Annotated in this window: 23 protein-coding genes; 18 read left to right on the top strand and 5 right to left on the bottom strand. The window is 53.3% G+C overall.

All coding sequences use genetic code 11. The annotated features are described in order from the left end of the window. Positions 1 to 350 precede the first annotated feature (350 nt). From F7R27_RS11175 to F7R27_RS11130, 10 genes are all read left to right on the top strand, one after another. On the top strand, positions 351 to 1,439 hold the full coding sequence (locus F7R27_RS11175; protein ID WP_151704342.1) for an ABC transporter ATP-binding protein: 1,089 nt from the start codon (positions 351 to 353) through the stop codon (positions 1,437 to 1,439). Between the two features lies 1 nt (position 1,440). Further along, positions 1,441 to 2,541: an ABC transporter ATP-binding protein gene (locus F7R27_RS11170; RefSeq protein ID WP_151704341.1), complete on the top strand. Its 1,101-nt coding sequence runs from the start codon at positions 1,441 to 1,443 to the stop codon at positions 2,539 to 2,541. Next, positions 2,534 to 3,400 carry a carbohydrate ABC transporter permease gene (locus tag F7R27_RS11165; protein ID WP_240776349.1) on the top strand — a complete coding sequence of 289 codons (867 nt, stop codon included), beginning with the start codon at positions 2,534 to 2,536 and terminating at the stop codon, positions 3,398 to 3,400. The genes F7R27_RS11170 and F7R27_RS11165 overlap by 8 nt, the downstream gene beginning before the upstream one ends. A 10-nt stretch (positions 3,401 to 3,410) precedes the next feature. After that, positions 3,411 to 4,205 (top strand): carbohydrate ABC transporter permease, encoded by a 795-nt coding sequence (locus tag F7R27_RS11160; protein WP_151704339.1) that lies wholly within the window; start codon positions 3,411 to 3,413, stop codon positions 4,203 to 4,205. A 13-nt stretch (positions 4,206 to 4,218) separates the two neighbouring features. Further along, on the top strand, positions 4,219 to 4,491 hold the full coding sequence (locus F7R27_RS11155) for a DUF2160 domain-containing protein (RefSeq protein WP_151704338.1): 273 nt from the start codon (positions 4,219 to 4,221) through the stop codon (positions 4,489 to 4,491). Between the two features lie 65 nt (positions 4,492 to 4,556). Next, complete coding sequence (locus tag F7R27_RS11150; protein WP_151704337.1) at positions 4,557 to 6,293, top strand: ABC transporter substrate-binding protein; 1,737 nt, start codon at positions 4,557 to 4,559, stop codon at positions 6,291 to 6,293. Between the two features lie 219 nt (positions 6,294 to 6,512). Beyond that, positions 6,513 to 8,033: a methyl-accepting chemotaxis protein gene (locus F7R27_RS11145; RefSeq protein WP_151704336.1), complete on the top strand. Its 1,521-nt coding sequence runs from the start codon at positions 6,513 to 6,515 to the stop codon at positions 8,031 to 8,033. 500 nt (positions 8,034 to 8,533) lie between these two features. Continuing rightward, entirely contained in the window at positions 8,534 to 9,040 is a 507-nt protein-coding gene (locus tag F7R27_RS11140; RefSeq protein ID WP_151704335.1) for a hypothetical protein, read from the top strand. Continuing rightward, on the top strand, positions 9,037 to 9,687 hold the full coding sequence (locus F7R27_RS11135) for a biosynthetic peptidoglycan transglycosylase (protein ID WP_168927484.1): 651 nt from the start codon (positions 9,037 to 9,039) through the stop codon (positions 9,685 to 9,687). The genes F7R27_RS11140 and F7R27_RS11135 overlap by 4 nt, the downstream gene beginning before the upstream one ends. 42 nt (positions 9,688 to 9,729) lie before the next feature. Then, on the top strand, positions 9,730 to 9,951 hold the full coding sequence (locus tag F7R27_RS11130; RefSeq protein WP_151704333.1) for a hypothetical protein: 222 nt from the start codon (positions 9,730 to 9,732) through the stop codon (positions 9,949 to 9,951). Positions 9,952 to 10,365: 414 nt separating this feature from the next. Here F7R27_RS11130 and glpK read toward each other — a convergent pair whose 3' ends face one another. Beyond that, a complete protein-coding gene (gene glpK, locus F7R27_RS11125) occupies positions 10,366 to 11,853 on the bottom strand; it encodes a glycerol kinase GlpK (RefSeq protein ID WP_151704332.1) in 1,488 nt (495 codons plus the stop codon). 211 nt (positions 11,854 to 12,064) lie between these two features. Here glpK and F7R27_RS11120 point away from each other — a divergent pair, with 211 nt between their 5' ends. The 7 genes from F7R27_RS11120 to F7R27_RS11090 all read left to right on the top strand — a co-directional run bounded on the left by F7R27_RS11120 (position 12,065) and on the right by F7R27_RS11090 (position 20,620). Further along, a complete protein-coding gene (locus F7R27_RS11120) occupies positions 12,065 to 12,823 on the top strand; it encodes a DeoR/GlpR family transcriptional regulator (RefSeq protein WP_151704331.1) in 759 nt (252 codons plus the stop codon). Positions 12,824 to 13,038: 215 nt separating this feature from the next. Continuing rightward, positions 13,039 to 14,586, top strand: a complete 1,548-nt coding sequence (gene glpD, locus F7R27_RS11115) for a glycerol-3-phosphate dehydrogenase (RefSeq protein ID WP_151704330.1) — start codon at positions 13,039 to 13,041, stop codon at positions 14,584 to 14,586. A gap of 374 nt (positions 14,587 to 14,960) precedes the next feature. Further along, complete coding sequence (locus F7R27_RS11110; protein ID WP_151704329.1) at positions 14,961 to 16,547, top strand: ABC transporter substrate-binding protein; 1,587 nt, start codon at positions 14,961 to 14,963, stop codon at positions 16,545 to 16,547. Between the two features lie 85 nt (positions 16,548 to 16,632). Further along, positions 16,633 to 17,616 carry an ABC transporter permease gene (locus F7R27_RS11105; protein ID WP_151704328.1) on the top strand — a complete coding sequence of 328 codons (984 nt, stop codon included), beginning with the start codon at positions 16,633 to 16,635 and terminating at the stop codon, positions 17,614 to 17,616. Positions 17,617 to 17,622: 6 nt separating this feature from the next. Next, a complete protein-coding gene (locus F7R27_RS11100; protein WP_151704327.1) occupies positions 17,623 to 18,567 on the top strand; it encodes an ABC transporter permease in 945 nt (314 codons plus the stop codon). Next, a complete protein-coding gene (locus tag F7R27_RS11095) occupies positions 18,567 to 19,610 on the top strand; it encodes an ABC transporter ATP-binding protein (protein WP_151704326.1) in 1,044 nt (347 codons plus the stop codon). Before F7R27_RS11100 ends, F7R27_RS11095 begins: the two co-directional genes overlap by 1 nt. Further along, positions 19,607 to 20,620: an ABC transporter ATP-binding protein gene (locus tag F7R27_RS11090; protein ID WP_151704325.1), complete on the top strand. Its 1,014-nt coding sequence runs from the start codon at positions 19,607 to 19,609 to the stop codon at positions 20,618 to 20,620. Before F7R27_RS11095 ends, F7R27_RS11090 begins: the two co-directional genes overlap by 4 nt. Before the next feature lie 73 nt (positions 20,621 to 20,693). On the opposite strand, the gene F7R27_RS11085 is transcribed toward F7R27_RS11090, so the two are convergent. Further along, the gene (locus F7R27_RS11085; protein WP_151704324.1) at positions 20,694 to 21,155 is read right to left on the bottom strand and encodes an Lrp/AsnC family transcriptional regulator; all 462 of its coding nucleotides are present in this window, start codon (positions 21,153 to 21,155) and stop codon (positions 20,694 to 20,696) included. A 164-nt stretch (positions 21,156 to 21,319) separates the two neighbouring features. On the opposite strand from F7R27_RS11085, the gene F7R27_RS11080 reads away from it, so the two are divergent. After that, positions 21,320 to 22,360 carry a zinc-dependent alcohol dehydrogenase family protein gene (locus F7R27_RS11080; protein ID WP_151704323.1) on the top strand — a complete coding sequence of 347 codons (1,041 nt, stop codon included), beginning with the start codon at positions 21,320 to 21,322 and terminating at the stop codon, positions 22,358 to 22,360. A gap of 2 nt (positions 22,361 to 22,362) precedes the next feature. Here the strand turns inward: F7R27_RS11080 and F7R27_RS11075 are convergent, their stop codons facing one another. The 3 genes from F7R27_RS11075 to leuA all read right to left on the bottom strand — a co-directional run bounded on the left by F7R27_RS11075 (position 22,363) and on the right by leuA (position 25,348). Then, positions 22,363 to 23,055, bottom strand: coding sequence for an RES family NAD+ phosphorylase (locus F7R27_RS11075; protein WP_151704322.1), 693 nt, complete (start codon positions 23,053 to 23,055; stop codon positions 22,363 to 22,365). After that, the gene (locus F7R27_RS11070) at positions 23,049 to 23,447 is read right to left on the bottom strand and encodes an MbcA/ParS/Xre antitoxin family protein (RefSeq protein ID WP_151704321.1); all 399 of its coding nucleotides are present in this window, start codon (positions 23,445 to 23,447) and stop codon (positions 23,049 to 23,051) included. Before F7R27_RS11070 ends, F7R27_RS11075 begins: the two co-directional genes overlap by 7 nt. A gap of 143 nt (positions 23,448 to 23,590) precedes the next feature. Then, positions 23,591 to 25,348, bottom strand: coding sequence for a 2-isopropylmalate synthase (gene leuA / locus F7R27_RS11065; RefSeq protein WP_151704320.1), 1,758 nt, complete (start codon positions 25,346 to 25,348; stop codon positions 23,591 to 23,593). Positions 25,349 to 25,363 lie beyond the last annotated feature (15 nt).

The following is a 25,363-nucleotide window of genomic DNA, read 5'->3' as shown; positions in this document are numbered from 1 at the left end:
TTCTTATGTTTCCCGAGACAGTATCTGTACCAGTCGGATTTAACAAACCGGTCTAGCGGGCTGGCATTCAGTGTGTTCTTTTTTGAACAAAAAGTAAACAAAGACTTGTTAAAAGCTGTTCAACACTCAACACAAATGAACATAACTGAACACACAGAAGTGTTCACATACTGCTGTTCATCCTTTCGTCAATATAATTTAAATTCTTTTATAATCAAATAAATAAAATATTTATTCCTTATAAATACAGTTATGGCACGTATATTGGATGCTAAAACAACAACACAAGCAATGTTCGTTTTCGATCATTTCTTAAGATTTCGCATAACAATAAGAAACGGGTGTTAACAATGTCTCTGATTCTGGAAAATGTCAGCAAAAGCGTTGACGGGCAGTCCTGGATTACCGACGTCAATATGACGCTGGAACCCGGCTCCTTCAATGTCCTGCTGGGCAGAACACTGGCGGGCAAGACCACCATCATGCGTTTGATGGCTGGACTTGAGCGACCGACCAGTGGTCGCATTCTGATGAACGGGGTTGATGTTACCGGCGTGCCGGTGCGTCAGCGCAACCTGTCGATGGTCTACCAGCAGTTCATCAACTATCCCAACCTCACCGTCTACGAAAATATCGCATCGCCTCTTCGGCTGGCCAAAATGCCAAAGAAGGTGATTGATGAGCGTGTGCATGCAACAGCCGACATGCTGCGCATCACTCCGCTGTTGAAGCGTTTTCCGACGGAACTGTCCGGCGGACAGCAGCAGCGTACAGCGATGGCACGTGCTTTGGTCAAGGATGCCGAGTTGATTCTGTTCGACGAGCCACTGGTCAACCTGGACTACAAGCTCCGCGAAGAGTTGCGTGCAGAGCTGCGTGAGCTGTTTCGCCAGCGCAACTGTATCGGTGTCTATGCCACTACCGAGCCAAATGAAGCACTGGCATTGGGTGGTCATACGGCGGTGTTGCACGAAGGTCGTCTGCTGCAGCATGGCAGAACACCCGAGGTTTACCATCGCCCACGCACCATCGAAACAGCCGAAATGTTCTCCGAGCCGCCGATGAATATCGTCAAGGCCAAGGTGACAGACACCGAAGTCACTTTTGATGAAACCGTTCACTTCCAGCTCAATGCCGATCTTCGCATGCTGGAGCCGGGACAGTATAACTTCGGTGTGCGTCCATCTCATATTGGTCTGGTGCCACACGCCGATGATGATCTTGAGTTGCCGGTCACCGTCGATCTGGCCGAAATCAGCGGTTCAGAAACCTTCCTGCATGTACGTAATGAGTATATGAACCTGGTACTGCACCTGTCAGGTGTACATGAGTATGACGTGGATCAGAAGATCACCGTCTACTTCCCGACACACAAGCTTTATGCATTTGACCTGGCAGGTCAGATCATTCACGCACCTCATCGGCTGACGGGAGTTTAACATGGCTCAGATTACACTGAAGGCACTCGCGCACAGTTACGAGCGCAACCCACAATCCAACGGCGATTATGCGATTCGCCGCATGGATCATGTCTGGGAACAGGGTGGCGCCTATGCCCTGCTCGGCCCTTCCGGCTGCGGTAAATCCACACTGCTCAACATTATCTCCGGCCTGCTGGAGCCTTCTGATGGTGAAATACTGTTTGATGGCGTCAAGGTCAACTCACTGCCACCGGAAGAGCGCAACATCGCCCAGGTTTTCCAGTTCCCGGTGATTTACGACACCATGACCGTGTTCGATAACCTGGCATTTCCGCTGCGAAACATGAAAGTACCGGAGCACAAGATCCAGTCCAAGGTTCACGAAGTGGCCGATATTCTGGAGCTGACACCACTGCTCAAGCGCAAGGCCAAGAATCTGACGGCAGATGAGAAGCAGAAAGTGTCCATGGGCCGTGGTCTGGTGCGGGATGATGTTTCAGCAATTCTGTTCGACGAACCGCTGACGGTGATCGACCCGCAACTGAAATGGAAGCTGCGACGCAAACTCAAGCAGATCCATGAGCAGTTCAATCTGACCATGATCTATGTCACACACGACCAGCTTGAGGCCGCCACTTTTGCCGACAAGATCGCGGTGATGTACGAAGGCCAGGTAGTACAGTTCGGCTCACCGCATGAGCTGTTCGAGAACCCGAGTCACACCTTTGTCGGCTATTTCATCGGCAGCCCCGGGATGAATTTCTTCGAAGTCACCACCAGTGATAGTGGTTTTCGTTACCACGATATCGAGTTCCCGGCGTCCAGAAAGCTGCTGCAACAGATCGATGATATCGGTACCGATAATATCAAGCTCGGCATCCGCCCTGAGTTTGTCCATGTCTGGGACAACAAGAACAGCGAGGCTTTCGAGGTCGATGTGATCGATATCGAGGATCTCGGCACTTATCACATCATGTCGTTCCAGTTCAAAGACACGGTGATGAAAGCACGCTTGCACGAAGACCAGAAGATCCCGACCAGCAAAGCCTGGATCAGCTTTCCGGAGCAATGGGTCAAGGTCTATGTCAACGAATTCCTCGTGGAGGTGGAAGGTGATTAAAACAGAAAATAACAAGGCCTGGTTTCTGGTACTACCAGTGTTCGCACTGGTCGCCTTCTCGGCCATCATCCCGTTGATGACAGTCGTCAACTACTCGGTTCAGGATGTCTTTGACGCCCATACCCGCTACTTTGTCGGGACGGAATGGTTCACGAAAATGCTGAACGATCCGGCCCTGCAGAGCGCACTACTCAAGCAGTTCGGCTTCTCCTTCACCATCCTTTTAATTGAGGTGCCTCTGGGTATCGGTATCGCCCTGCTGATGCCGAAACGTGGCTGGAGCGCCTCACTCTGCCTGGTGCTTGTATCCCTGCCACTGCTGATCCCACTCAACGTTGTAGGAACCATCTGGCAGATTTTCACCCGTGGCGATATCGGCCTGATGGGCTGGACCCTGCGCGAGATGGGCGTCTCCTACAACATCTCGCGTAATGCGGTAGATGCCTGGGCTACCATTATTCTGATGGATGTCTGGCACTGGACACCACTGATCGCCCTGCTCTGCTACAGCGGCCTGCGCGCCATACCCGAGGCCTACTACCAGGCTGCCAGAATCGATCGCGCATCGCGCTGGGCTGTATTCCGCCATATTCAGTTACCGAAACTCACCAACGTGCTGATCATAGGTGTGCTGCTGCGCTTCATGGACTCGTTCATGATCTATGCCGAACCTTTTGTCCTCACTGGCGGCGGCCCCGGCAGCTCCACCACCTTCCTAAGCCAGTGGCTGACGACCATGGCGGTAGGACAGTTTGACCTGGGACCGGCGGCTGCTTTCTCACTCATCTACTTCCTGATCATTCTGGCCGTCAGCTGGGTGTTCTACACCGCAATCATGAACTCGCAGAAAGAAAAGTGAGGATGAACCGATGAAATCACGCATAGCTTTAATCGTCTACATACTGTTCATCCTGCTGCCGATCTACTGGTTGCTGAACATGTCCTTCAAGACCAACGAGGAGATTCTCGGCACGCTGACTTTCTGGCCACAGAACTTCACGTTTGATAACTACATCAAGATCCTGACCGATCCGAGCTGGTACAAAGGCTATATCAACTCCATGATCTACGTGTCATTGAACATGGTGATCAGCCTGTGTGTGGCGCTGCCTGCAGCTTATGCCTTCAGTCGCTACAAGTTCCTCGGCGACAAGCACATGTTCTTCTGGCTGCTGAGCAACAAGATGGCACCACCGGCTGTATTCGTACTGCCCTTCTTCCAGCTCTACTCCTCAGTTGGATTGTTTGATACCCATCTGGGTGTAGCGCTGGCGCACTGCCTGTTCAATGTGCCGCTGGCGGTCTGGATACTGGAAGGCTTCATGAGCAGCGTACCCAAGGAGATCGATGAAACCGCCTATATCGACGGTTACAGCTTTCCACGCTTCTTCACCAAGATCTTCATCCCGCTGATCGGCTCAGGAATTGGTGTCACGGCCTTCTTCCTGTTCATGTTCTCCTGGATCGAGCTGCTGCTGGCCCGCACCCTGACGGCCACCAATGCACAACCGATACAGGCGATCATGACCCGAACCGTGGGCGCCTCCGGTATCGACTGGGGGGTACTGGCTGCTGCCGGTGTCCTGACCATCGTACCGGGTATCTTCGTGATCTATTTCGTCCGTAACCATGTTGCCAAGGGCTTTGCCCTGGGCCGCACCTGAGGAGGTACAGAAAATGAGCTGGATGGTTTGGACCTTACCCACAGCAGGCTTTTTTTCCGGAATCGCGCTGATTCTGGCTGGCATGACGATCTGGCAGCATTTCTCGCCATCGATTGAGCGCAAGGGGTTTCTACCCCTCAGCACCACGCGAGGAGATCGCCTGTTTATCGGATTACTGACAAGTGCCTATATCCACCTGGGATTTGTCGGATTTACAGAGTTTCACGTTTTGGTAGCCACCGGCGTATCAGCGATCTGGATGGTCGTACTGATGCGCTGGGGGTAAACCGAAAGAAACCATGGACCGCACTGATGTGCAGGGATGCAAACATAAATAGGAAAGAGGTTGACATGAAAAAGAATAAGATGATGCGCCTTTCAGTACTGGCAGCCGGTATCATGCTGGCAACCGTCCAGGTACAAGCCGATCAGTATCGTGATGCAGCAGAACGCTGGCTCGACTCAACTTTTCAGCGCTCCACTCTGTCTCGCGAAGAGCAGCTGGCTGAGCTTGAGTGGTTTATCAAAGCGGCCGAACCTTTCCGGGGTATGGAGATTCGTACCGTGGCCGAAGGTCTGACGACTCACGAATATGAGGCCAATGTGCTGGCCAAGGCTTTTGCTGAAATCACCGGCATCAAGGTCACCCATAACATTATCGGTGAGGGTGACGTTGTAGATACCATGCAGACGCAGATGCAGTCTGACCGAAACATCTACGATGCCTTCATCAACGACTCTGATGCGATCGGTACTCACCTGCGTTATGGCAAAACCATCGCCATCTCCGATGCGATTGAGAACGAGTGGAGCAACTACACGCTGCCGACACTGGATCTGGATGACTTCATCGGTCTGCAGTACACCACTGGCCCTGACGGCAAGATCTATCAGCTGCCGGCTCAGCAGTTTGCCAACCTTTACTGGTTCCGTGCTGACTGGTTCGACCGTGAAGATCTGCAGAACCAGTTCCGCGAGATCTACGGCTATGACCTGGGTGTACCCCTCAACTGGTCAGCTTACGAGGATATCGCTGAATTCTTCACCGAGCACGTGAAAGAGATCGACGGCACCCGCGTCTATGGACACATGGACTATGGTCGTCGTGATCCCTCTCTGGGATGGCGTTTCCATGACTCCTGGCTCTCCATGGCCGGTATGGGTGACAAGGGTGTACCCTTTGGCAACCCTGTTGATGACTGGGGTATTCGTGTCAATGAAAGCGGCAACCCGGTTGGCGCCAGCGTGACACGTGGCGGTGGCACCAACGCACCTGCTTCCGAGTATGCGCTGCGCAAGATGGTGGAGTGGCTGCGTGACTATGCACCACCTGAAGCTCAGGGTATGACCTTCGGTGAGGCCGGTCCGGTGCCTGCGCAGGGCAACATCGCTCAGCAGATCTTCTGGTACACCGCTTTCACCGCTGACATGACCGGACCTGGTCTGGCTGTTACCGATGAAGAGGGTAATCCAAAGTGGCGCATGGCGCCATCACCCGTTGGCCCTTACTGGGAAGATGGCATGAAAGTCGGTTATCAGGACGTAGGCTCCTGGACCTTCTTTAAGTCCACTCCTGAAGATCGCCGCACGGCAGCCTGGCTCTGGGCCCAGTTCACCGTGGCTAAAACCACATCACTGGAAAAAACCATTGCCGGCCTGACACCGATCCGTCGTTCAGACATCAACTCCGATGAGATGACAGAACTGGCACCCAAGCTGGGCGGTCTGGTTGAGTTCTACCGCAGCCCGAACGAGAGCATGTGGACACCAACCGGCACCAACGTACCTGACTACCCACGCCTGGCTCCACTGTGGTGGCAGAATCTGGCACCGGCAGTCAGCGGAGAGATCTCGCCTCAGCAGGCGCTGGATAACCTCGCCGATGCAATGGACAACACCATGATGCGTCTGGCGCGTGCCAATGTCTTCTCCCAGTATGCGCCGATTCTGAACGAACCGCGTGATCCTGAGTACTGGTTCAGCCAGCCGGGTGCCCCTAAGCCTCGTCTGGAAAACGAGAAAGAACAGGGCCGCACCATGCCTTACGACGAAATGATGGCCGCCTGGATGGCCGCCGGTACACGTTAAGAGAATACAGTGTCGGGTTTCCTCAGGCCCGACACTCACCCGGGTGATGCGACAGTTTTAGCTTGTTGGATTACCCGATTCTCCTGCTTAGACACTCTTTAGCCCTTTGGCAGTGGCCGCCTGCCGTCGGCCACTTTTTTTCCCTTTCTTTGTAAGGGAAGAAAACTGACCTTTGCCAAGGGTATATAACAACAAGAATCCTGATCCTCGAGGTGCCTCATGACGTTACGCCAACGCATTAGTGTTCGCTTCAACCTGGTGACCGGTACAGTGCTGCTGATACTGCTCACCATCTTCTCTGCTTACAACTATCGCGAAACGGAAAGCGCCTTGACCGAGCAGTTCAACCGCCAGATAGATGCTGTTGCGCAGCGATTGCAGCAGAGCATCCCACCCGCCATATGGAACTTTACACCCAGCCAGGCACTGCTGATTGTTGAATCAGAACTGGCAGCCCAGGTGGTACAGGCGATCTTCGTATTTGATGATGTCGGCGACCTGATCGTCGGCATGAGCCGTGATGACACAGCCGAGATCACTAGTCTTGAGTCCAACACGCTCAGTGTGGAACCCGACCTCGCTTTCGACCTCGTCTGGGGCGAGACGGTTGTGGGAAGCGCTCAGATATACACCGATTCAAGCCAGATAGAACAAGCACTGCAAAACTCCCTTATCCGCGTGATTCTGCAGAACCTGCTGTTGATTGCGATCGTGATGGGCGGCGTTGTGATCCTGCTCAACCGACTGGTCACCAGACCGATACATGATCTGTCGGAAGCCTTGAGTGATATCGCCCAGGGTGATGGCGACCTGACGCGCCGCATCAATATCCGCCGCCAGAATGAGATAGGCCAACTGGCCGAAAGCTTCAATACCTTTGTCGCCAAGATACAGGATCTGGTCAAGGAGGTGATCGTCGCCGTTGATGATATGGACAGCGCCATCACCGATACCCAGCAGGCGGCTGCACGCACCAATAAGGGTGTGCAGACCCAGCGCGACGAAACAGATCAGGTGGCAGTCGCCATGCAGGAGATGGCCAGCACCGCAGAAAGCGTTTCACGCAGCGCATCAGAAGCGGCTGAGGGTGCCAACAGTGCCGACTCAGAGGGGCAGCGTGCGCGCGCTATCGTACAGACGGCCATCAGTGGTATTGGTCATCTGGCCATTGAAATTGATGAAGGTGCCAACGTTATCAATGCGTTGGAGAAGGACGTGATGCAGATCTCCACGGTTCTTGATGTGATCCGTGGTATCGCCGAACAGACCAATCTGCTGGCCCTGAATGCAGCCATAGAAGCGGCCCGTGCCGGTGAGCAGGGCCGGGGGTTTGCGGTTGTGGCAGATGAAGTGCGCACGCTCGCGAGCCGAACACAAAGCAGCACCGAAGAGATACACAGAATGATAGAACGCCTGGAAACTGGTACTCAACAGGCCGTGAGCGCCATGCAGAAGAGCTGCAACAAGGGACGCGAAACTGTAGATCAGGCCAATGGTGCAGAGGTTGCACTGGATGCAGTCGCAGAGGCCGTTGCCAGTATCAATCGCATGAATATGCAGATATCTACGGCCGCAAATGAACAGACCATCGTTGCCAGCGATATCAGTCAGCGCCTGACTCGTATCGCGGATATCTCAATCACTGCCGAGCACGATACGCAAGAGGTAGACAGCCTGACTAGAGGATTGCTTGAGCGTGCCCAGCAACTGCATGGGCTGGTCAGTAACTTCCGTGTCTGAATGACAGACCTCCCTTCGGCGGGCCAGTGCCCGCCATTTTTTTATGTACAGGGAAGTGCAGTATGCTGGCAACGCAGGAGCAGTTGCCAGCGATGTACTGGGATGTGCCACAAACCCGTGCCGGGCACCAGGTATGCCTATCCGGGGTCGGCGTAAATCCGTCCCTGGAGCCTAGACCGCAACATCCCTGTTGCGGACTCCCCCTGATAGCCACCCCCGACACCCGACACTCCTCTCGGCGCGAACGCCGAAACTTGTGTTACCAAGTGGTGCTGGAACAGCGAGGCTGATCTGGAAATGAAGGCCTGTGTGTGCTGAAGGGATATACCGTGGATTTATACAGTATATTGAGCATGCGCGGATCGCTTTTGCTGGATCGGGGGTCTTTCTATGCTAGTGTATATAAATCAGTCTGATGCGCAGGCATGATCGGTATATCAGAAATGGCAAGATGCGCATGCGCAGAGTACAAAGTTAGCTGTACCAAGAGAAGGAAGCACATGACCATAGAGCTATTTTTATTAAACTTCTTGTATAGCTTGCTTGCGACCGTTATCGGTGGTGGGATTCTGGCTTTTCTATTCTTCTGGATTCGGGAGAAAGTTTTCCCGCTCCCGCAAGTCACAGGACGTTGGTTTTTTGAGATGCACACCGTGAACTCAGCCTATAACCCATACAAGGGCATGACCTTGAGATATATAGCCATGCTCTGGCGGGAAGGAAATCGAATTGAAGGCACTGTCGAAAAAATCTACGAAAATTCATCGACTGGCGAGAGGGAGTATGAAGCGAAGAATCGCACCAGAGGCGTGGTTCAAGGATATGTGCAAAAGAACTACTTTTCGAAAGACCGTGTCGTGCTCCATGTCATCGAAGAAGGTCATGGTCGGGAGTCGACTAACTTCTATGATCTTATTGTTAAATCGGATGACGAAATGGCTGGGAGCTTCAGTTCGATGATTGCCAATCAAGACGGTGAAGTAAAGTGGCAAAGGAACAAGTTTTGAGCATTATCCTTTGGGTGCTTGCAGCTCCATTGAGCATCATATCGCTACTTTTAGGTCGTTTTGGTTCTGCGAGCCTTCATTCTGACCTCGAAAATTGTCTCAAACTAGCAATTCGGTTTGGAGAGTCAGTTCCAGGCGCTTTCGTTGATGCTTTATTTCTCGCCGAGGATCATCGTAACAAGTTTCATCCTGGAGTCGATTTTCTTGCAGTATCAAGAGCCGTTTGGGTTCGCGTGCGTCTAGGTCAAGTACAAGGTGCGAGCACTATCGAGCAGCAATTTGTGCGCGTTGTTACTAATCGTCACGAACGAACGGTTCGCCGTAAAATACGCGAGCAAATTCTCGCGTTGATGCTGGTTCAGCGAATTTCCAAACGTCATATTGCTTCTGCCTATTTGGCAATCGCGTTTTATGGTTCAGGTTCAGTCGGGCTTGATGGGTTGCAGCATAAATTTGGCAAAGACCTCAGCAAAGTACCTTTCTATCAAGCGCTTGGGTTCGTGGCCCAACTCAAATACCCTCGGCCTATCAGGCCGACTAAAGAATGGAATGCTAAGTTGGCAACCCGTAAAGAGGCGCTCCGTAATCTTCGCGATGGTACAGCTAACAAGCGCTTACAGAGAGACGCGGCTCTGCCGCGCACCTGAAGCGAGCGTTAAATATATAGGCCAAACATGTCAAAACATAGCATGACATTAGAGCGTGACGGAACTAGAGGATTTCTCTCTAATCAAGATATTGGAACCGACGCGCTAAACGCTTTGTCGTCGATTGACGGAGTGGATGACCTTGAAATTGTTTGGGAAACTGAAAGTCAGGTTCAACTTTCATATAATTGGACAGGCAACGAAAAGTTTTGGAAAACAGGTGAAGTGCTGGCTCAGCATGGGCTCAAGCCTGCAGATATTTAACAATCGGCTGTTGTCACCCCCCGGAACCGCATGGCGAAGGCGAAGGCCAATGCCGAGCGGGCAGCTTCACGCAACGTCAGCGGTTGAATCCGACGAGACCTCCTACTAGATGATCTCTCCTGCAGTGGTGATGCATCCGATATTCGGATATGCGCCGGAAAGAACCGCACTACCTCCCGGGGTGTGGCACAGTGCCAGCGAGGGTCGTTCCTGACGCTTCTGGCTGACCGTCTGCCGCCAGGGAGGGCGGCAGTCGAGCCCTCAGGGATGAGCTTGTCGCGTGTCAGCCAGAAGCGGCAGGAGCGGCCCGTACCTCGGGGATATTCGACGTCGACCACACAGGTACCACTCCCAATCGTATCGTCACCCAGGCATCTACCCCTCTGGGGGCACTTCTGCTTGGGTTAAGGGGAACTATGCCTCTTCCCGCCGTACTCGCGCCACAGCATCGAGCCAGCGGCTGTAGTAGGTCTCACGGTTGGCTTTTGGTAGTGAGGGGGTGTAGTTCTCGGCAATCTTCCAGACACTGCCCAGTTCCTGCAGATCGCGGAAGCGCCCTATCTGCAGCCCTGCTAACAGCGCCGCACCCTTCGCAGTTGTTTCAGCCGTATGGCTGGTCACAGTCGGGATGCCGGTCAGATCAGCCAGCACCTGCAGGAACCAGCGATTCTTCACCATGCCACCATCCACACGCAGCGATTTAACCTCGATACCATCCTGCACCATCGCCTGCAGCAGGTCTTCTGTCTGAAAGGCAACACTGCGGATCGCAGCCGCCACCAACTGCGCTGCTCCGGTATCACGTGTCATGCCGAAAATAGCAGCACGGGCATCCGGGTCCCAGTAAGGTGCACCCAGGCCGGTAAAAGCCGGTACCATGATTTCGGACTGTTCATGCGTGACTGAACGTGCAAGGGACTCAGAATCGGCGGCATCTTTCAAAATACCCACGCCATCACGCAGCCACTGAATGATCGCACCTGCCATAAAGATACTGCCCTCTATCGCATAGGTGGTCTGACCGCCAATGCGGTAGGCAACGGTTGTCAGCAAACGATGCTGGCTGATGATCGCCTGATCACCCGTATTCACCATCGCAAAGCAGCCCGTGCCGTAGGTGCTCTTCAACATCCCTGGCTCCAGGCACGCCTGACCCACCAAAGCACTTTGCTGATCACCGATCATGCTGCACACAGGGATCTCGGCACCCAGCCACTTGGCATCGCAAACACCATAGTCATCAGCGCTGTCGCGGACATCCGGCATCATCGACAGTGGGATCTCCAGCAGCTCCATCAGCTCGCTGTCCCAGCACTGATCGTGAATATTGAACAACAGGGTACGTGATGCGTTGGAGGCATCGGTAGCATGCACCTTGCCGCCACTCAGGCGCCACAACAGATAGCTGTCGACGGTTCCGAAACAGAGCTCTCCCCGTTCGGCACGTTCACGCGCATTCTTGACGTTATTGAGTATCCAATTGAGTTTGGTACCGGAAAAGTAAGGGTCCAGCAACAGCCCGGTTTTGTCCTGAAAGCGCTGTTCAAGACCATCATCCTTCAACTGCTGACAGAAGACAGATGAACGCCGGTCCTGCCAGACGATAGCGTTATAAACCGGCTCACCCGTGCGACGATCCCACACCAGCGTGGTTTCACGCTGATTGGTGATACCGATCGCCTTGACGGACGACGCCGACACATTGGAGCGGGCCAATACAGAGCGGCAGGTTCTGAGTACCGTTTGCCAGATATCTTCGGGGTCATGCTCGACCCAGCCATTTTTCGGGAAGTGTTGCTGGAACTCCTCCTGTGCTGAGGTCACTACTTCCATATCAATGGTATAAAGGATGGCACGGCTGGAAGTGGTGCCCTGATCGATCGCAAGTATATAGTCAGACATAATTATTTTCTTATTTTTTCGTTTTTATTCACATAAGTGCATTTATAGCCTGCATTCGAACATTTTTCAACCATGAATCAGATCTGGCTGCTTTATTATTACAATGCTTCAAGCCAGGCCCTTGTTTAGTAGGACAATTGTTAATAATCGGCCGGTTTTACATGCTACTATTGCATACTAAACGATCACCAGCTGACGAAAGTTAAAATCCATGAGCCAGACACTCCGCCAATCAAAAATAATTGATCTGATCAAGCAGAAAGGCTACCTGACGATTGATGAACTGGTCGCCGAACTGGACGTTACTCCCCAGACCATTCGCCGCGATCTGAACCAGATGGCCAAACGAGGCGAAATCGAACGCCATCATGGTGGTGCTGGCCCTGCTTCCAGTACTGAAAACACCGAATACCAGACACGCAAGATCCAGTATCACGCCGAAAAACAGCGGATCGCACAGCAGGTAGCGGCTCATATACCGGATCATTCGTCGCTGTTCATCAATATCGGCACCACCAACGAAACCATCGCTCAGGCACTTCTGGAGCGCAAGGGGTTGAAGGTGGTCACCAATAACTTGATTGTGGCATCGATTCTGAGTGCCAAACCCGACTTTACCGTGATTATCGCCGGGGGTGAGGTCCGCAGTCGTGATGGTGGTATCGTGGGTGAAGCCACACGCGACTTTGTACATCAGTTCAAGCTGGATTACGGCATTATCGGTATCAGTGGTATTGATGATGAAGGCAGCCTGCTCGACTTTGATTATCAGGAGGTCCGCATCGCTCAGGCGATCATCGCCAACTCACGCTATGTCTATCTAGCAGCGGATCACTCCAAATTCGGTCGCAGCGCCATGGTCAGGCTCGGTAACCTTGAGCAATGCTCAGCCCTGTTCACCGACCAGAAGCCCTCAGACAAGCTGACCACATTGATGGAGCAGGCGCAGGTGCAGTTATACCTGTGCTGAACAAAACCATCTGAACAGCATTCCCCGGGAGTCCATCAGACTCCTGGATCTGGACGGCACTCTTTCAGGTGCCGTTTTTTTCGCCTGCAGCACACTAATCGAAAAATAACGAACATTTATTCTTGCCAAATAGTTTGTCCACGCCTATATTTACACAATATCGAACATAAACGCTCAAATTATTGAGTGCATCGCAAGATGTAACAGAGGCAAAGATGAAGGACACTATTTACGATCTGGTCGTTATCGGAGGTGGCATCAATGGCGTCGGTGTGGCTGCTGATGCGGCAGGTCGAGGCCTGTCGGTTGCCCTGTTTGAAGCCAACGATCTGGCCAGCGCCACTTCATCCTGGAGCTCAAAACTGATTCACGGTGGCCTGCGCTATCTTGAGCACTACGAGTTCAGGCTGGTCAAGGAAGCACTGGCTGAGCGTGAAGTGCTGCTGCGCATGGCGCCACATCTTGTGACCCCTCTGCGTTTTCGCATGCCGCACCACAAGGGTCTGCGCCCCGGCTGGATGATCCGCATCGGCCTGTTCATGTACGACCACCTGAGCAAGCGCGTCAGCCTGCCCGCATCCAAAGGGATCACCTTTGCGCCGGATGGTCCTGTACGAAATGAGTACACCAAAGGGTTTGAATACAGTGATTGCCGAGTGGACGATGCCCGGCTGGTTGTCATGAATGCCAAGCTGGCGGAAAATCTGGGAGCGCGCATCGAGACCCGCCACAGCGTCACTCATGCCCGTCGTGATCAGGATATGTGGGAGGTCACAGTCACGCCCGAAAACGGCCAATCCTTTACGGTCTGGACTCGCGGCATCGTCAATGCTGCTGGCCCCTGGGTGCGCAATGTGCTGGACCAGATGGATGATATCCGGATCGACAAGACCATACGTCTGGTCAAGGGCAGCCATATCATTGTGCCGCGCATCCATGATGAACAGGAAGCCTATATCCTGCAGAACAGTGATGGCCGTATCGTGTTCGTTATCCCCTATCTGGATGAATTTTCACTGATCGGGACGACAGATGTCGATTACTCCGCCGATCCGCGTCATCCCAAAATAGATGATCAGGAGATCGACTACCTGATCGGTATCACTCGTCAGTACTTCAAGTGTGATCTGTCCCGTTCTGATATCGTCTGGACCTACTCAGGTGTTCGTCCGCTGATGCAGGGTGAACGTGAAGAGGGCAAAGAAGCGGCCAAGGTTACACGTGATTACCACTTTGAAGTTGAAGATCGCGCCGGTCGTGCACCGCTGCTGTCTATCTTCGGAGGCAAGCTGACGACTTATCGAAAACTTGCTCAGGCGGCTGTGAACGCCTTGAACCCTTATTTTCCTGATACCAAGGGAAACTGGACAGCGTCTGCCACCCTACCAGGGGGTGAAAGAATCAGCTCACCTGAATCCTACGCTCAGGAGTTACAATCCCGATACCCTTGGCTGGACCCCTTCTCGGCACGCCGTATCGCCTTCACTTATGGCCGTCTGGCAGAGCAATGGCTGGACAGAGCCGGCTCACTGGTAGGTCTGGGTGAGCGTTTCGGGCAGCTCTTTGCACGGGAAGTGGAGTACCTCGTGCAGCATGAGTGGGCAAAATCCATTGACGACATCATCTGGCGCCGCACCAAAACCGGTATCCGCATGACTGATGAGGAGAAAAGCCGCCTGGAACAGTATCTGGCCAGGCTGCTCAAGCAAAGTCACGCCGATGACCATGACTCATCACTGGCCTCAGTTGCAGGCCTGCGCTAAGGCGCTTTCCCCACAACTTACACTGCCACACTGGAACCCTGCTGAAAGGGTTTCAGTGCGGCTGATCTCTCCTGTAATTTTCTGCAAATTTCCACTCACTCACAGCACAAAAGTTTAATTCTGAACTACACTCCTGATACATACAGAGGGCGGAGTCGAACTGTAATCCCAACTCAGGAAAATATTGCTTGAGTTTTCCGCCTGAAGTCATTTTAATTAGGGTTGTACCTAATAAAATTTTAGTGCCTGATAAAAATTTTGCACAGACATGAAAATTTGTTCAGAATGCAGCACTAGTAAATAACAATAAAGATCCACTATCAGTCGCTCCTCGCAACCTTTGCCAATGAACGACTTTACACGGAGTTTTCAGAATGAAAATGACTCGTCTTGCAGCCGCAATTGCTCTAGCCTCATCTGCTCTACTCGCTTCCACCGCTTCTGCCGAAACCTTCCGCTGGTCCAGCGCCGGAGATGGTCTGACACTCGATCCTCATGCACAGAATGAGGGCCCGACCCACAACATGAACCATCAAATTTTTGATACGCTGGTCTATCGCGATCAAGAGATGAGGCTGACGCCACGTCTGGCAACCGAGTGGTATGTGACAGATGACCCCACTGTATGGGAGTTCAAGCTGCGTCAGGGTGTGAAATATCATAATGGTAACCCTTTCAATGCTGACGACGTGGTGTTTTCCATCATGCGCGCCAAGCATGAAAATGCCGATATGAAAGGTCTGCTGACATCAGTTGTTGAAGCGACCAAGGTTGATGACTACACGGTTCGCCTGAGAACAGATGGCCCCAACCCACTGCTGCCAAACAACCTGACCAACCTGTTCATGATGGACAAGGAGTGGGCAGAAGAGCATAACGTTACCGTACCTCAGAACTACTCCACCGGTGAAGAAACCTTTGCTGTTCGTAATGCCAATGGTACCGGTCCCTTCCGTGTTGTTCACCGTGAGCCGGATATCCGCACCGAACTGGTCCGCAACGATGAATACTGGGGCATCGGCCACTATCCGATGGAGATCAGCCGCATCATCTACACGCCAATCGCCTCTACAGCGACTCGTGCCGCGGCACTGCTGTCCGGTGAGATCGACTTCCTGCTGGATCCACCTGTACAGGATCTGGAGCGTCTGAACAATGCACCCGGCCTGACCGTCCGTTCCGGCCCTGAAAACCGTACCATTTTCCTGGGTATGCAGCAGTCATGGCCTGAGCTGAAAACCTCAGACGTAAAGGGCGCCAACCCCTTTGCAGATGTGCGTGTGCGTGAAGCGATGAACATCGCCATTAACCGTGATGCGATCAACCGCGTCGTCATGCGTGGTCAGTCAGTATCTGCCGGCATGATCGCACCACCTTTCGTGGATGGTTATGACGCCGCGCTGGACGAAGTACCCGCTGTCGATGTCAATCGCGCCAAGGCACTGCTTGCTGAAGCTGGCTACCCTGATGGCTTCAGTGTAACCCTGCACTGCACCAACGACCGCTACATCAACGATGAAGCGATCTGCCAGGCTGTGACCGGCATGCTGGGTCAGATCGGCGTGCGTGTTCGCCTGGATGCTCGTACCCGCAGCATCCACTTTGCTGAACTGCCACGTGGCGAGCTGGACTTCTACCTGTTGGGCTGGGGCGTACCACCACTGGATTCACATTACGTGTTCCATTACCTGTACGAAACCAAGACTGACGTAGGTGGTGCCTGGAACGCAACCGGCTACTCCAACCCTCATATCGATGCATTGATTCAGGGCCTGACCAGCGAAACCGATCTGGAGAAACGTTCAGGCATGATGTCTGAGATCTGGAACGAAGTTCATGAGCAGGTCGTCTATCTGCCGCTGCATCATCAGATGTTGAACTGGGCGATGAAGGATAACATCGACTTCCCGGTACAGTCTGAGAACACGCCTTACTTCAAGTACCTGAAGTACAAAAAGTAAGTAGCATGCTCAATACCAACCTGAACTGCAGCCGCCTAGTGCGGCTGCAGTTGTATGCCTCTCTCTGTAACAGGTTCTTTCACACATGATCGCCTTCATTATTCGACGTCTGCTCCAGTCAGTACTGGTTATGCTTGCCGTTGCGCTGGTCGCTTTCGGGCTGTTCCGATTTATCGGTGACCCGATCAACAACATGGTCGGGCAGGAAGCCACCATGATCGAGCGCGAGCAACTGCGTGAGCAGTTGGGTCTTAATGATCCTATTTTCATACAGTATTTTCGTTTTGTCGGGAATGCCGCGCGTGGAGAGTTCGGTATCTCCTATCGTATGGCACGCCCGGTAGCAGATATCATTGCCGAACGGTTGCCAGCAACGCTGGAGCTAGCCATCATTTCTGGCACTGCTGCACTGGTATTCGGGATAGGTCTGGGGGTTTATACCGCACTCAGGCGAGATGGATGGCTCAGTCACTTCATCATGAGTTCGTCCCTGATAGGGGTCTCGCTACCCACCTTTCTGATCGGTATTCTGTTGATCTATCTGTTTTCCGTTTACCTGCAGATACTGCCGGCCTTCGGGCGAGGTGAAGTGGTACAACTGGGCTGGTGGAGCACCGGGCTGTTGACCAGTTCAGGATTGAAATCACTGATCATGCCTGCCATCACTCTGGGGCTGTATCAGCTGACACTGATCATGCGTCTGGTCCGTGCCGAGATGCTGGAAGTACTGCGCACCGATTACATCAAGTTTGCCCGTGCCCGTGGCCTGAGTAATCGCGCCATTCACTTCAGCCATGCACTGAAGAACACTCTGCTCCCGGTCATCACCATCGCCGGCCTGCAGATAGGCTCCATTGTTGCGTTTGCCATTATCACCGAGACTGTTTTCCAGTGGCCTGGTGTCGGCCTGCTGTTCATCACAGCGATCCAGTTTGTTGATATTCCGATCATGTCCGCTTACCTGGTGCTGATCTCATTGATCTTCGTCGTTATCAACCTGGTCGTTGACCTGTTGTATTTCGCTGTTGATCCTCGCTTGCGCGTCAAGCGTTCCGGAAAAGGACACTAACAGATCATGTCAAATATGCAGAGTACTACCAAAACACCTTCACTGCTGGCACGCGCTCTGGACAGTGATATTTTCTACAGCTTCACCCGATCACCCATTACGGTCATATCGGCAATCGTGGCATTTGTGATGATCACCGCAGCACTCTGTGCGCCCTTGATCTCACCCCAAAACCCCTTCGATCCCAGTACGCTGAATCTGATGGAGGGCTTCACCGCACCCATGACGCCGAATGAGTTCACCGGCAACAGCTTCTGGCTGGGGACCGATGCGCAGGGCCGCGATCTCTTCTCGGCCATTCTTTATGGTTCACGCGTATCACTGATGGTCGGTTTTGCGGCTGTGGGTTTCGCTGCGATTCTCGGCATCACTCTCGGTCTGCTGTCCGGCTATCTGGGCGGCTGGGTCGACAGCGCCGTGATGCGCGTTGCCGACGTACAGCTCTCCTTCCCTGCCATTCTGATCGCACTGCTGATCTTTGGTGTGTTCAAGGGGGTGGTGCCGGTTCAGGTTCAGGACAAGATGGCGATCTATGTGTTGATCATCGCCATCGGCCTGTCCGACTGGGTGCAATATGCCCGAACAGTACGCAGCTCTACCATGGCAGAAAAGAACAAAGAGTACGTTCAGGCAGCCAGGCTGATCGGGGTTCCGGCACCGATGATTCTGCTGCGTCATATCCTGCCCAACGTTATGGGCCCGGTGCTGGTTATCGCCACGATTGGCCTGGCACTGGCAATCATTCTCGAAGCGACCCTGTCATTCCTGGGTGTAGGCGTACCGCCGACTCAGCCCAGTCTGGGCACCCTGATCCGTGTTGGTCAGGACTTCATGTTCTCAGGGGAATGGTGGATTATCCTCTTCCCGAGTATCGCTCTGCTGTTGCTGGCCCTGTCGGTCAACCTGCTGGGCGACTGGCTGCGTGATGCGCTGAATCCGAGGTTGCGTTAATGACAAACGATACTCAAACACCACTGCTCTCTGTGCGCAATCTGCGCATCGAGTTTCCAACACGTCGTGGCGTGCTGGTTGCCATCGATGATGTCTCTTTTGATATTTCCAAGGGCGAAGTACTGGGCGTTGTCGGGGAGTCAGGTGCCGGTAAATCACTGACTGGGGCGGCCATTATAGGTCTGCTCGAACCACCCGGGCGTATTGCCGATGGCCAGATATTGCTGCAGGGTGAGCCGATCCACAACCTGCCACATGCCCAGATGCGAAAGATCCGTGGCCGCAAGATCGCGATGATCTTTCAGGACCCGCTGACCAGCCTCAACCCGCTGTTCACCGTGGGCCAGCAGATCATCGAAACGATTCTGACCCATAAGGATATCAGCGAGAAACAAGCCCGACAGCGTGCAATTGATCTACTGACTGAAGTTGGCATCCCCGGTCCTGAGCAGCGTGTAGATCACTATCCGCATCAGTTCTCTGGCGGTATGCGCCAGCGTGTGGTTATTGCCCTCGCACTGTGTGCCGATCCTGAACTGATCATTGCTGATGAGCCGACCACAGCACTCGATGTATCCGTTCAGGCGCAGATCATCGCCCTGCTGAAAAAGCTCTGCAAAGAACATCAGACAGCCGTCATGCTGGTTACACATGATATGGGCGTCATTGCAGAAGTTGCCGATCGTGTTGCCGTCATGTATGCCGGACGCCTGGCAGAGATCGGACCGGTCAAGGAGTTGGTTCAGAATCCTCAACACCCCTATACCAAGGGCCTGATGGGTTCCATCCCGGTTCTGGGTGCCGATATCAAGCGACTGGTACAGATCGATGGTTCCATGCCGCGCCTGACATCCATTCCCAAGGGCTGCGCCTTTAATCCGCGCTGCAAACAGGTATTTGATCGCTGCCGCGAGGAGCGCCCCAACCTGATCGCAACCGGTAAAACCCACGCCGCCTGCTGGCTTTACGACAATCAAGACAAGAATCAAGACAATCAAGGCAACGACCAGGATAGCCAGGACAAGAGGGAGCAGACAGCATGACAGCAAGCACAGCAGAAACACTGTTGTCGGTCGAAGACCTCAAGTGTCAGTTCGATGTATCCAAACCCTTTCTCAACCGAGTGCTGGAGCGTGAGCCCAAGCGCTGGCTGAAAGCGGTCGACGGTGTATCTTTCAGTATCAAAAAGGGTGAAACCTTTGCCCTGGTGGGCGAGTCCGGTTGTGGCAAGTCTACGGTTGCCCGACTGGTTGTCGGCCTTTATGACCCGACAGATGGCCATATCTACTTTGATGGCAAGGATGTCCACAACATCAAGTCCAACGCCGAGATTCAAACGCTGCGCAGACGCTTCCAGATGATTTTTCAGGATCCGTTTGCCAGTCTTAATCCGCGCTGGAGAGTCGATAGAATCGTTGCCGAGCCGATCAAGGTATTCGGCCTGATGAGCGACGAGAAAAAGATCAAGGAGCGTGTCGCCGAACTACTCACGCAAGTAGGCCTCTCCCCTGCTGATGGCAGCAAATGGCCACATGAATTTTCCGGCGGTCAGCGCCAGCGCATCTGCATCGCGCGCGCACTGGCAAATAACCCGGAATTTCTGGTGTGCGACGAGCCAACATCGGCGCTGGACGTATCGGTGCAGGCACAGATCCTTAACCTGATGAAAGATCTGCAGGACACCCTGGGCCTGACCTATCTGTTCATCAGCCACGATCTGGCCGTAGTGCGCCATATGGCCAACCGAGTCGGCGTGATGTATCTGGGTCGTATAGTGGAGATTGCCGACAGCAAAACGCTGTTCGAAGAGCCAAAGCACCCCTACACCCGGATGCTGCTCGCCACCATCCCCGACATCACCATGTCGGGCAAGGAGAAGGTGATCATGAAGGGCGAAGTGCCCAACCCGATCACCCCACCTCCCGGCTGCACCTTCCACCCTCGTTGCCCACTGGCAAACGAGCGCTGCAAACGTGAAGCACCAGCACTGATCGCCGTATCAGGCGGCCAGTCTGTTTCCTGCCACGCTATTGAGGAAGGGCGTACAGCCTGATCGATAGCCTTCCGTACCGGGCCCTTTCTTAAAGGGGTCCGGTACATTTTTCAGTACACATTATCCATCAAAACTATATTGGCAACCGTGTGGAAGCTTTCAGCTCCCGCAAGGAGATATTCGACGCAATCGCGGACACGCCGGGCAGCTTTCTGAGTACCTGATCAACGAAGCGGCTGTAATCGTCCAGATCTTTAGCGACAACCTGCAGCAGAAAATCTGCAGCGCCGGTTGTGTTATGGCATGACAACACATTTTCACAATGCTGAATCACCTGCTCGAAGCGCTGTGTCGTCTCTTCATCGTGTTGGTTGCAGGTCAACTGTACAAAAGCCATCACACCAAAGCCCAATTTCCGACGATCAAGATTGGCCTGATAGTCGGTAATTATGCCCTCCTCTTCCAGACGCTTCAGTCGGCGCCAGCACGGCGTTTCGCTCAATGACAACTCAGTCGCCAACTTCGCATTCGTTAAACGGCCATCCTGTTGCATACGTCGAACAATATCAGCATCCACCTTATCCAAAGCCTTCACTGAAAGACTCCTCTCTAAATTACTGCGTATATGAAATAGTATTTCTTATATCCGTCGATTTACAACAAAAAGAGCAAGGTAATTTCTGGTGCATTCTGTAGTCTGTCAGCTAAAGGTATACGTGTAGGTATACGTGTAGGTATAGGTCATTTGAGGGGTTAAACATGAAAGCCGTTGTCTATGAGCATTTTTCTGCGACACCAAAGATTATGAATGTGGAAGACCCCACGCCGGAGAATCATGGTGTCGTGATCAAGGTAGAAGCGACAGGTGTGTGTCGAAGCGATTGGCATGGCTGGATGGGGCATGATCCCGATATTGAACTGCCTCACGTCCCTGGTCATGAATTTGCCGGGATCGTTGAAGCGGTCGGCAAAGATGTTCAACGTTTTAAGGTGGGTGACCGTGTGACGGTGCCGTTTGTCAGTGCATGCGGTTCTTGCCCGGAGTGCCATGGCGGCAATCATCAGGTCTGCGGCAATCAGACCCAGCCCGGATTTACGCACTGGGGTTCTTTTGCGGAATATGTCGCTATCCATCATGCGGATATTAATCTGGTAACGCTACCTGAAACCATGGACTTCACCACGGCGGCTAGCCTGGGTTGTCGCTTTGTGACATCGTTCAGGGCTGTTGTTGATCAAGGCAAGGTCAGCGCAGGGCAATGGGTTGCCGTGCACGGCTGCGGCGGTGTCGGGCTTTCTGCCATCATGATTGCCAACAGCATTGGCGCGAATGTTATTGCGGTTGATGTGACAGACGACAAGTTAGCGCTGGCGAAATCCTTGGGTGCTTACGCGACCATTAATGCCACCAGTGTGCCGGATGTTGCACAGGCCATTAAAGAAATTACGAGTGGCGGTGCGCACGTCTCGCTCGATGCGTTAGGCCACCCGATAACCTGCATCAACTCGATCAAGAGTTTGAAAAAGCTGGGCAAACATATTCAGGTAGGTTTGTTATTAGCCGAACAAGCCACACCACCGATCCCAATGAATCTGGTCATCGCCCATGAACTGGAAATTATCGGCAGTCACGGTATGCAGGCGTTCCGTTATGACGCCATGCTCGCCATGATCAAGTCTGGAAAGCTCCGCCCGGATAAGCTCCTTGGCCGAACCATCAGTTTGGAAGAGTCCATTACGGCTCTGACCACTATGGACCAACATAACCCACCTGGCGTTACTGTGGTTACCCGTTTTTAACGCTACGCCAACCGATTCACCGCACTGATCATGCTGCCATTCCAGATCATTTCATAGTGGGTGGTTTGGCGTATGCTCAAAACGGAGCGTGGGGTAAACAGGGCCCAGCAGATTGAGCCAGGTTGGCGGACCGAGTGGTATTGCAGCGCTGCAGATTTCTGACGCCTCAGTTCTGCAGCCAGTTGCCGGGCCGCCTGATAATCATCCGGGTTGTAGATGGGATGCTGGCTATCCAGCACAGTTGCATCATGCAGCGGGCTGGCATCAAATCGGCACGAGAGAGTGCGAAATACCAGCCGATCAAACTTCAGGCCTTGTACCCTTTCCCAATAGCGCTGTTGATGGTAGCGCACCTCGGCCAGGGCGGTTTCTATCTGATCCGCAATATACAAAACACCGGACTGGCCATCACTGAAGCGACTGCCATCCGGATTAACATGGGTGAAGGGAGCCACTGCGTAGGAGCAGCCGGTAATGCCGAACGGGATCTGATCGGCTGGCAACAGGTTGAGATTTCCGACCTCATTTTGTTGCCTTGGATTGGTCAGTGCCTGAAGCTCAAAGAGGAGTTCGAACTCATCCTGATCCGCAACATCATCAAACAATGAGATTGGAGGAAACTTCGAGTTAACCAGACGATATCCCGATCGGATTGCCGGATCGAGTATTGGCAACCTGGCAGCATCTGTTACCAAGCTGCACCTCTGAGGCTGTCTATGCGACGGAAGGTTTCATAAAGCGCGGCAAACTGACCTGTTCCGATCAATTCAAGAGGAGATTTGCCATTGAAATAGGGATTGTCGTTCGGCATCGCCATAAAGCCGTAGACATTCTCGGGGTTGTCAAACAGGGTACGCAAGGCAGCGTGGATATTCAGCAGATAGCTGACCCGCTCCAGTTGATCTGGGTTCAGGCTCGCCGCTTCGGGCGACTTCAGATAATTGTAATAGCTCGCCTTGGATATACGCAGGATCGACTGAACCTGCTCAGGTGAGGCTCCCCAGTGATGCAGAATTTTCAGCGCCACTTTCAGACCCACGCCCGAGGCTTGTTTACCTGTTTCTGTTGCCAGCCATGCTGATACCATGATTTCTCCTCCGGTCGGCAACTTATAGCCAGACCACAAGGATAATAATAGACAAATAACTATATATTGTCTATTGATAGACTTGCGATAGAGACTTGAGATGCAGACGGCCAGTGCACGACCGTCTGTTCAGGATAGGCTTATCACGCTAATTCGGATAAAGACCCTTCGATACCCGCCTGGCTCAGTGCCGCATTACACCCGGCCGCCACCGCATCCAGCGCTGTGCGGACGATATCACTTCCCGTTGCACAACCCCAGAAGGTGTCGTCCCCCATGGTCAGCGCCACAAATGCCACAGCATTGGCGTCTTTGTCGCGCCCCAGGCTATGTTCCGCGTAGTCGTCCACTTCCAGGTTCAAGCCGCAATGGCTGTTAACAGCATTGACCCAGGCAGCTAATGGCCCCTGCCCTTTACCTACCCAGGTTTGCACCTGACCATGAAAACGTACCTCCACCGCCAGTTGATCCTTACCATCACGCGCTGCATTCAAGCGATAGCTCTCAATAGCCAAGGGTGCCTCGCGGCAATACTGGGCGTTGAACGCGGCTTCTATCCAGTCCGTGCGGATCTCTTTCGATGAGCGCTCCGACTCTTGCTGCACCACCTGACTGAACGCCACCTGTAATGCGCGAGGCAGACGGAAACCTGTCTGCTGTTCCAGCAAGTACGCCACACCGCCTTTGCCAGACTGCGAGTTTACGCGAATGACCGCCTCGTAGTTGCGACCCAAATCCGCAGGATCAATCGGCAGATAGGCTACTTCCCACGGGTCATCAGCTTGGCGTGCATCCAGACATTTCTTGATCGCGTCCTGATGGCTGCCCGAGAAGGCCGTGTATACCAACTCGCCGATATAAGGATGACGTGGGTGCACTGGCAAGTTGTTGCACTCGGTATAGACTTGCTCAATGCGGTCAACATCAGCCAAATAGAGTTCGGGATCGACTCCGCGCGAATACAGATTCATCGCCATGGTGAAGATATCCATATTACCGGTGCGCTCGCCATTGCCCAGCAAGGTGCCCTCGACGCGGTCCGCACCTGCCATCACCGCCAGTTCCGATGCGGCAATGCCTGTGCCGCGATCATTATGGGTGTGCACGCTCAACACGACGGCATCACGGCAGGCCAGTGCTCGATGCACGCGCTCAACCTGATCGGCAAAGACGTTAGGTGTACTCATCTCCACCGTGGCAGGCAGATTGATAATGGCCTTGGCATCAACCGTGGGCTGCCATACATCCAACACCGCGTTGCATACTGATATGGCATATTCCAGTTCGGTACCGGTGAAGCTCTCGGGCGAATACTGGAAGCGCCAATGGGTCTCTGGATATTGCATCGCGTAGTCTTTAACCCAGCGAGCGCCCTGTCGTGCCAGGTTACGAATCTCCTTCATATCCTGTTGAAAAACCTGCTCACGCTGCACCCGCGAGGTGGAGTTGTACACATGAACGATGGCCTTTTTCGCCCCTTTCAGCGCTTCGTACGTGCGCGCTATTAAGGGCTCACGCGCCTGAACCAACACCTGAATGGTGACGTCGTCAGGAATGCGGTTCTCTTCGATCAGCTTGCGACAGAAATCGAACTCCGTTTGCGATGCCGATGGGAAGCCAATCTCGATCTCTTTGAAACCCATGTCCACCAGCAACTCAAACATCGTGACTTTCTGCGGCACGGTCATGGGGTCGACCAGGGCCTGATTGCCGTCGCGCAGGTCAACGCTGCACCAGATGGGCGCTTGCGTGATCACTTGATCCGGCCAGGTACGGTCGGGTAAAGCTGGCACGTCGTAAGCAACATATTTGCGATGATCAAACGAGGATCGGGCGTTTTTTGATGGGGCGGCGGGAATGTTGGTGAATGTGCTAGTGGATGCGCTGGTGAATTTGCTCATGGCTCAGTCTACTCT

Origin of the sequence: Nitrincola alkalilacustris (assembly GCF_008973755.1) — a bacterium.
Classification (GTDB): Bacteria; Pseudomonadota; Gammaproteobacteria; order Pseudomonadales; family Balneatricaceae; genus Nitrincola; species Nitrincola alkalilacustris.
The sequence above is the reverse complement of the archived record's forward strand: the minus strand, read 5'-3'. Positions and strand labels throughout refer to the sequence as shown.

Bases quoted from the DNA above. Each gene is read 5' to 3' on its own strand.
- F7R27_RS11120 (WP_151704331.1), top strand. From the start codon at position 12,065: ATGAGCCAGACACTCCGCCAATCAAAAATAATTGATCTGATCAAGCAG.
- F7R27_RS11110 (WP_151704329.1), top strand. From the start codon at position 14,961: ATGAAAATGACTCGTCTTGCAGCCGCAATTGCTCTAGCCTCATCTGCT.
- F7R27_RS11105 (WP_151704328.1), top strand. From the start codon at position 16,633: ATGATCGCCTTCATTATTCGACGTCTGCTCCAGTCAGTACTGGTTATG.
- F7R27_RS11140 (WP_151704335.1), top strand. From the start codon at position 8,534: ATGACCATAGAGCTATTTTTATTAAACTTCTTGTATAGCTTGCTTGCG.
- F7R27_RS11100 (WP_151704327.1), top strand. From the start codon at position 17,623: ATGTCAAATATGCAGAGTACTACCAAAACACCTTCACTGCTGGCACGC.
- glpK (WP_151704332.1), bottom strand. From the start codon at position 11,853: ATGTCTGACTATATACTTGCGATCGATCAGGGCACCACTTCCAGCCGT.
- glpD (WP_151704330.1), top strand. From the start codon at position 13,039: ATGAAGGACACTATTTACGATCTGGTCGTTATCGGAGGTGGCATCAAT.
- F7R27_RS11155 (WP_151704338.1), top strand. From the start codon at position 4,219: ATGAGCTGGATGGTTTGGACCTTACCCACAGCAGGCTTTTTTTCCGGA.
- F7R27_RS11160 (WP_151704339.1), top strand. From the start codon at position 3,411: ATGAAATCACGCATAGCTTTAATCGTCTACATACTGTTCATCCTGCTG.
- leuA (WP_151704320.1), bottom strand. From the start codon at position 25,348: ATGAGCAAATTCACCAGCGCATCCACTAGCACATTCACCAACATTCCC.
- F7R27_RS11145 (WP_151704336.1), top strand. From the start codon at position 6,513: ATGACGTTACGCCAACGCATTAGTGTTCGCTTCAACCTGGTGACCGGT.
- F7R27_RS11070 (WP_151704321.1), bottom strand. From the start codon at position 23,447: ATGGTATCAGCATGGCTGGCAACAGAAACAGGTAAACAAGCCTCGGGC.
- F7R27_RS11130 (WP_151704333.1), top strand. From the start codon at position 9,730: ATGACATTAGAGCGTGACGGAACTAGAGGATTTCTCTCTAATCAAGAT.
- F7R27_RS11080 (WP_151704323.1), top strand. From the start codon at position 21,320: ATGAAAGCCGTTGTCTATGAGCATTTTTCTGCGACACCAAAGATTATG.
- F7R27_RS11170 (WP_151704341.1), top strand. From the start codon at position 1,441: ATGGCTCAGATTACACTGAAGGCACTCGCGCACAGTTACGAGCGCAAC.
- F7R27_RS11095 (WP_151704326.1), top strand. From the start codon at position 18,567: ATGACAAACGATACTCAAACACCACTGCTCTCTGTGCGCAATCTGCGC.
- F7R27_RS11150 (WP_151704337.1), top strand. From the start codon at position 4,557: ATGAAAAAGAATAAGATGATGCGCCTTTCAGTACTGGCAGCCGGTATC.
- F7R27_RS11175 (WP_151704342.1), top strand. From the start codon at position 351: ATGTCTCTGATTCTGGAAAATGTCAGCAAAAGCGTTGACGGGCAGTCC.
- F7R27_RS11090 (WP_151704325.1), top strand. From the start codon at position 19,607: ATGACAGCAAGCACAGCAGAAACACTGTTGTCGGTCGAAGACCTCAAG.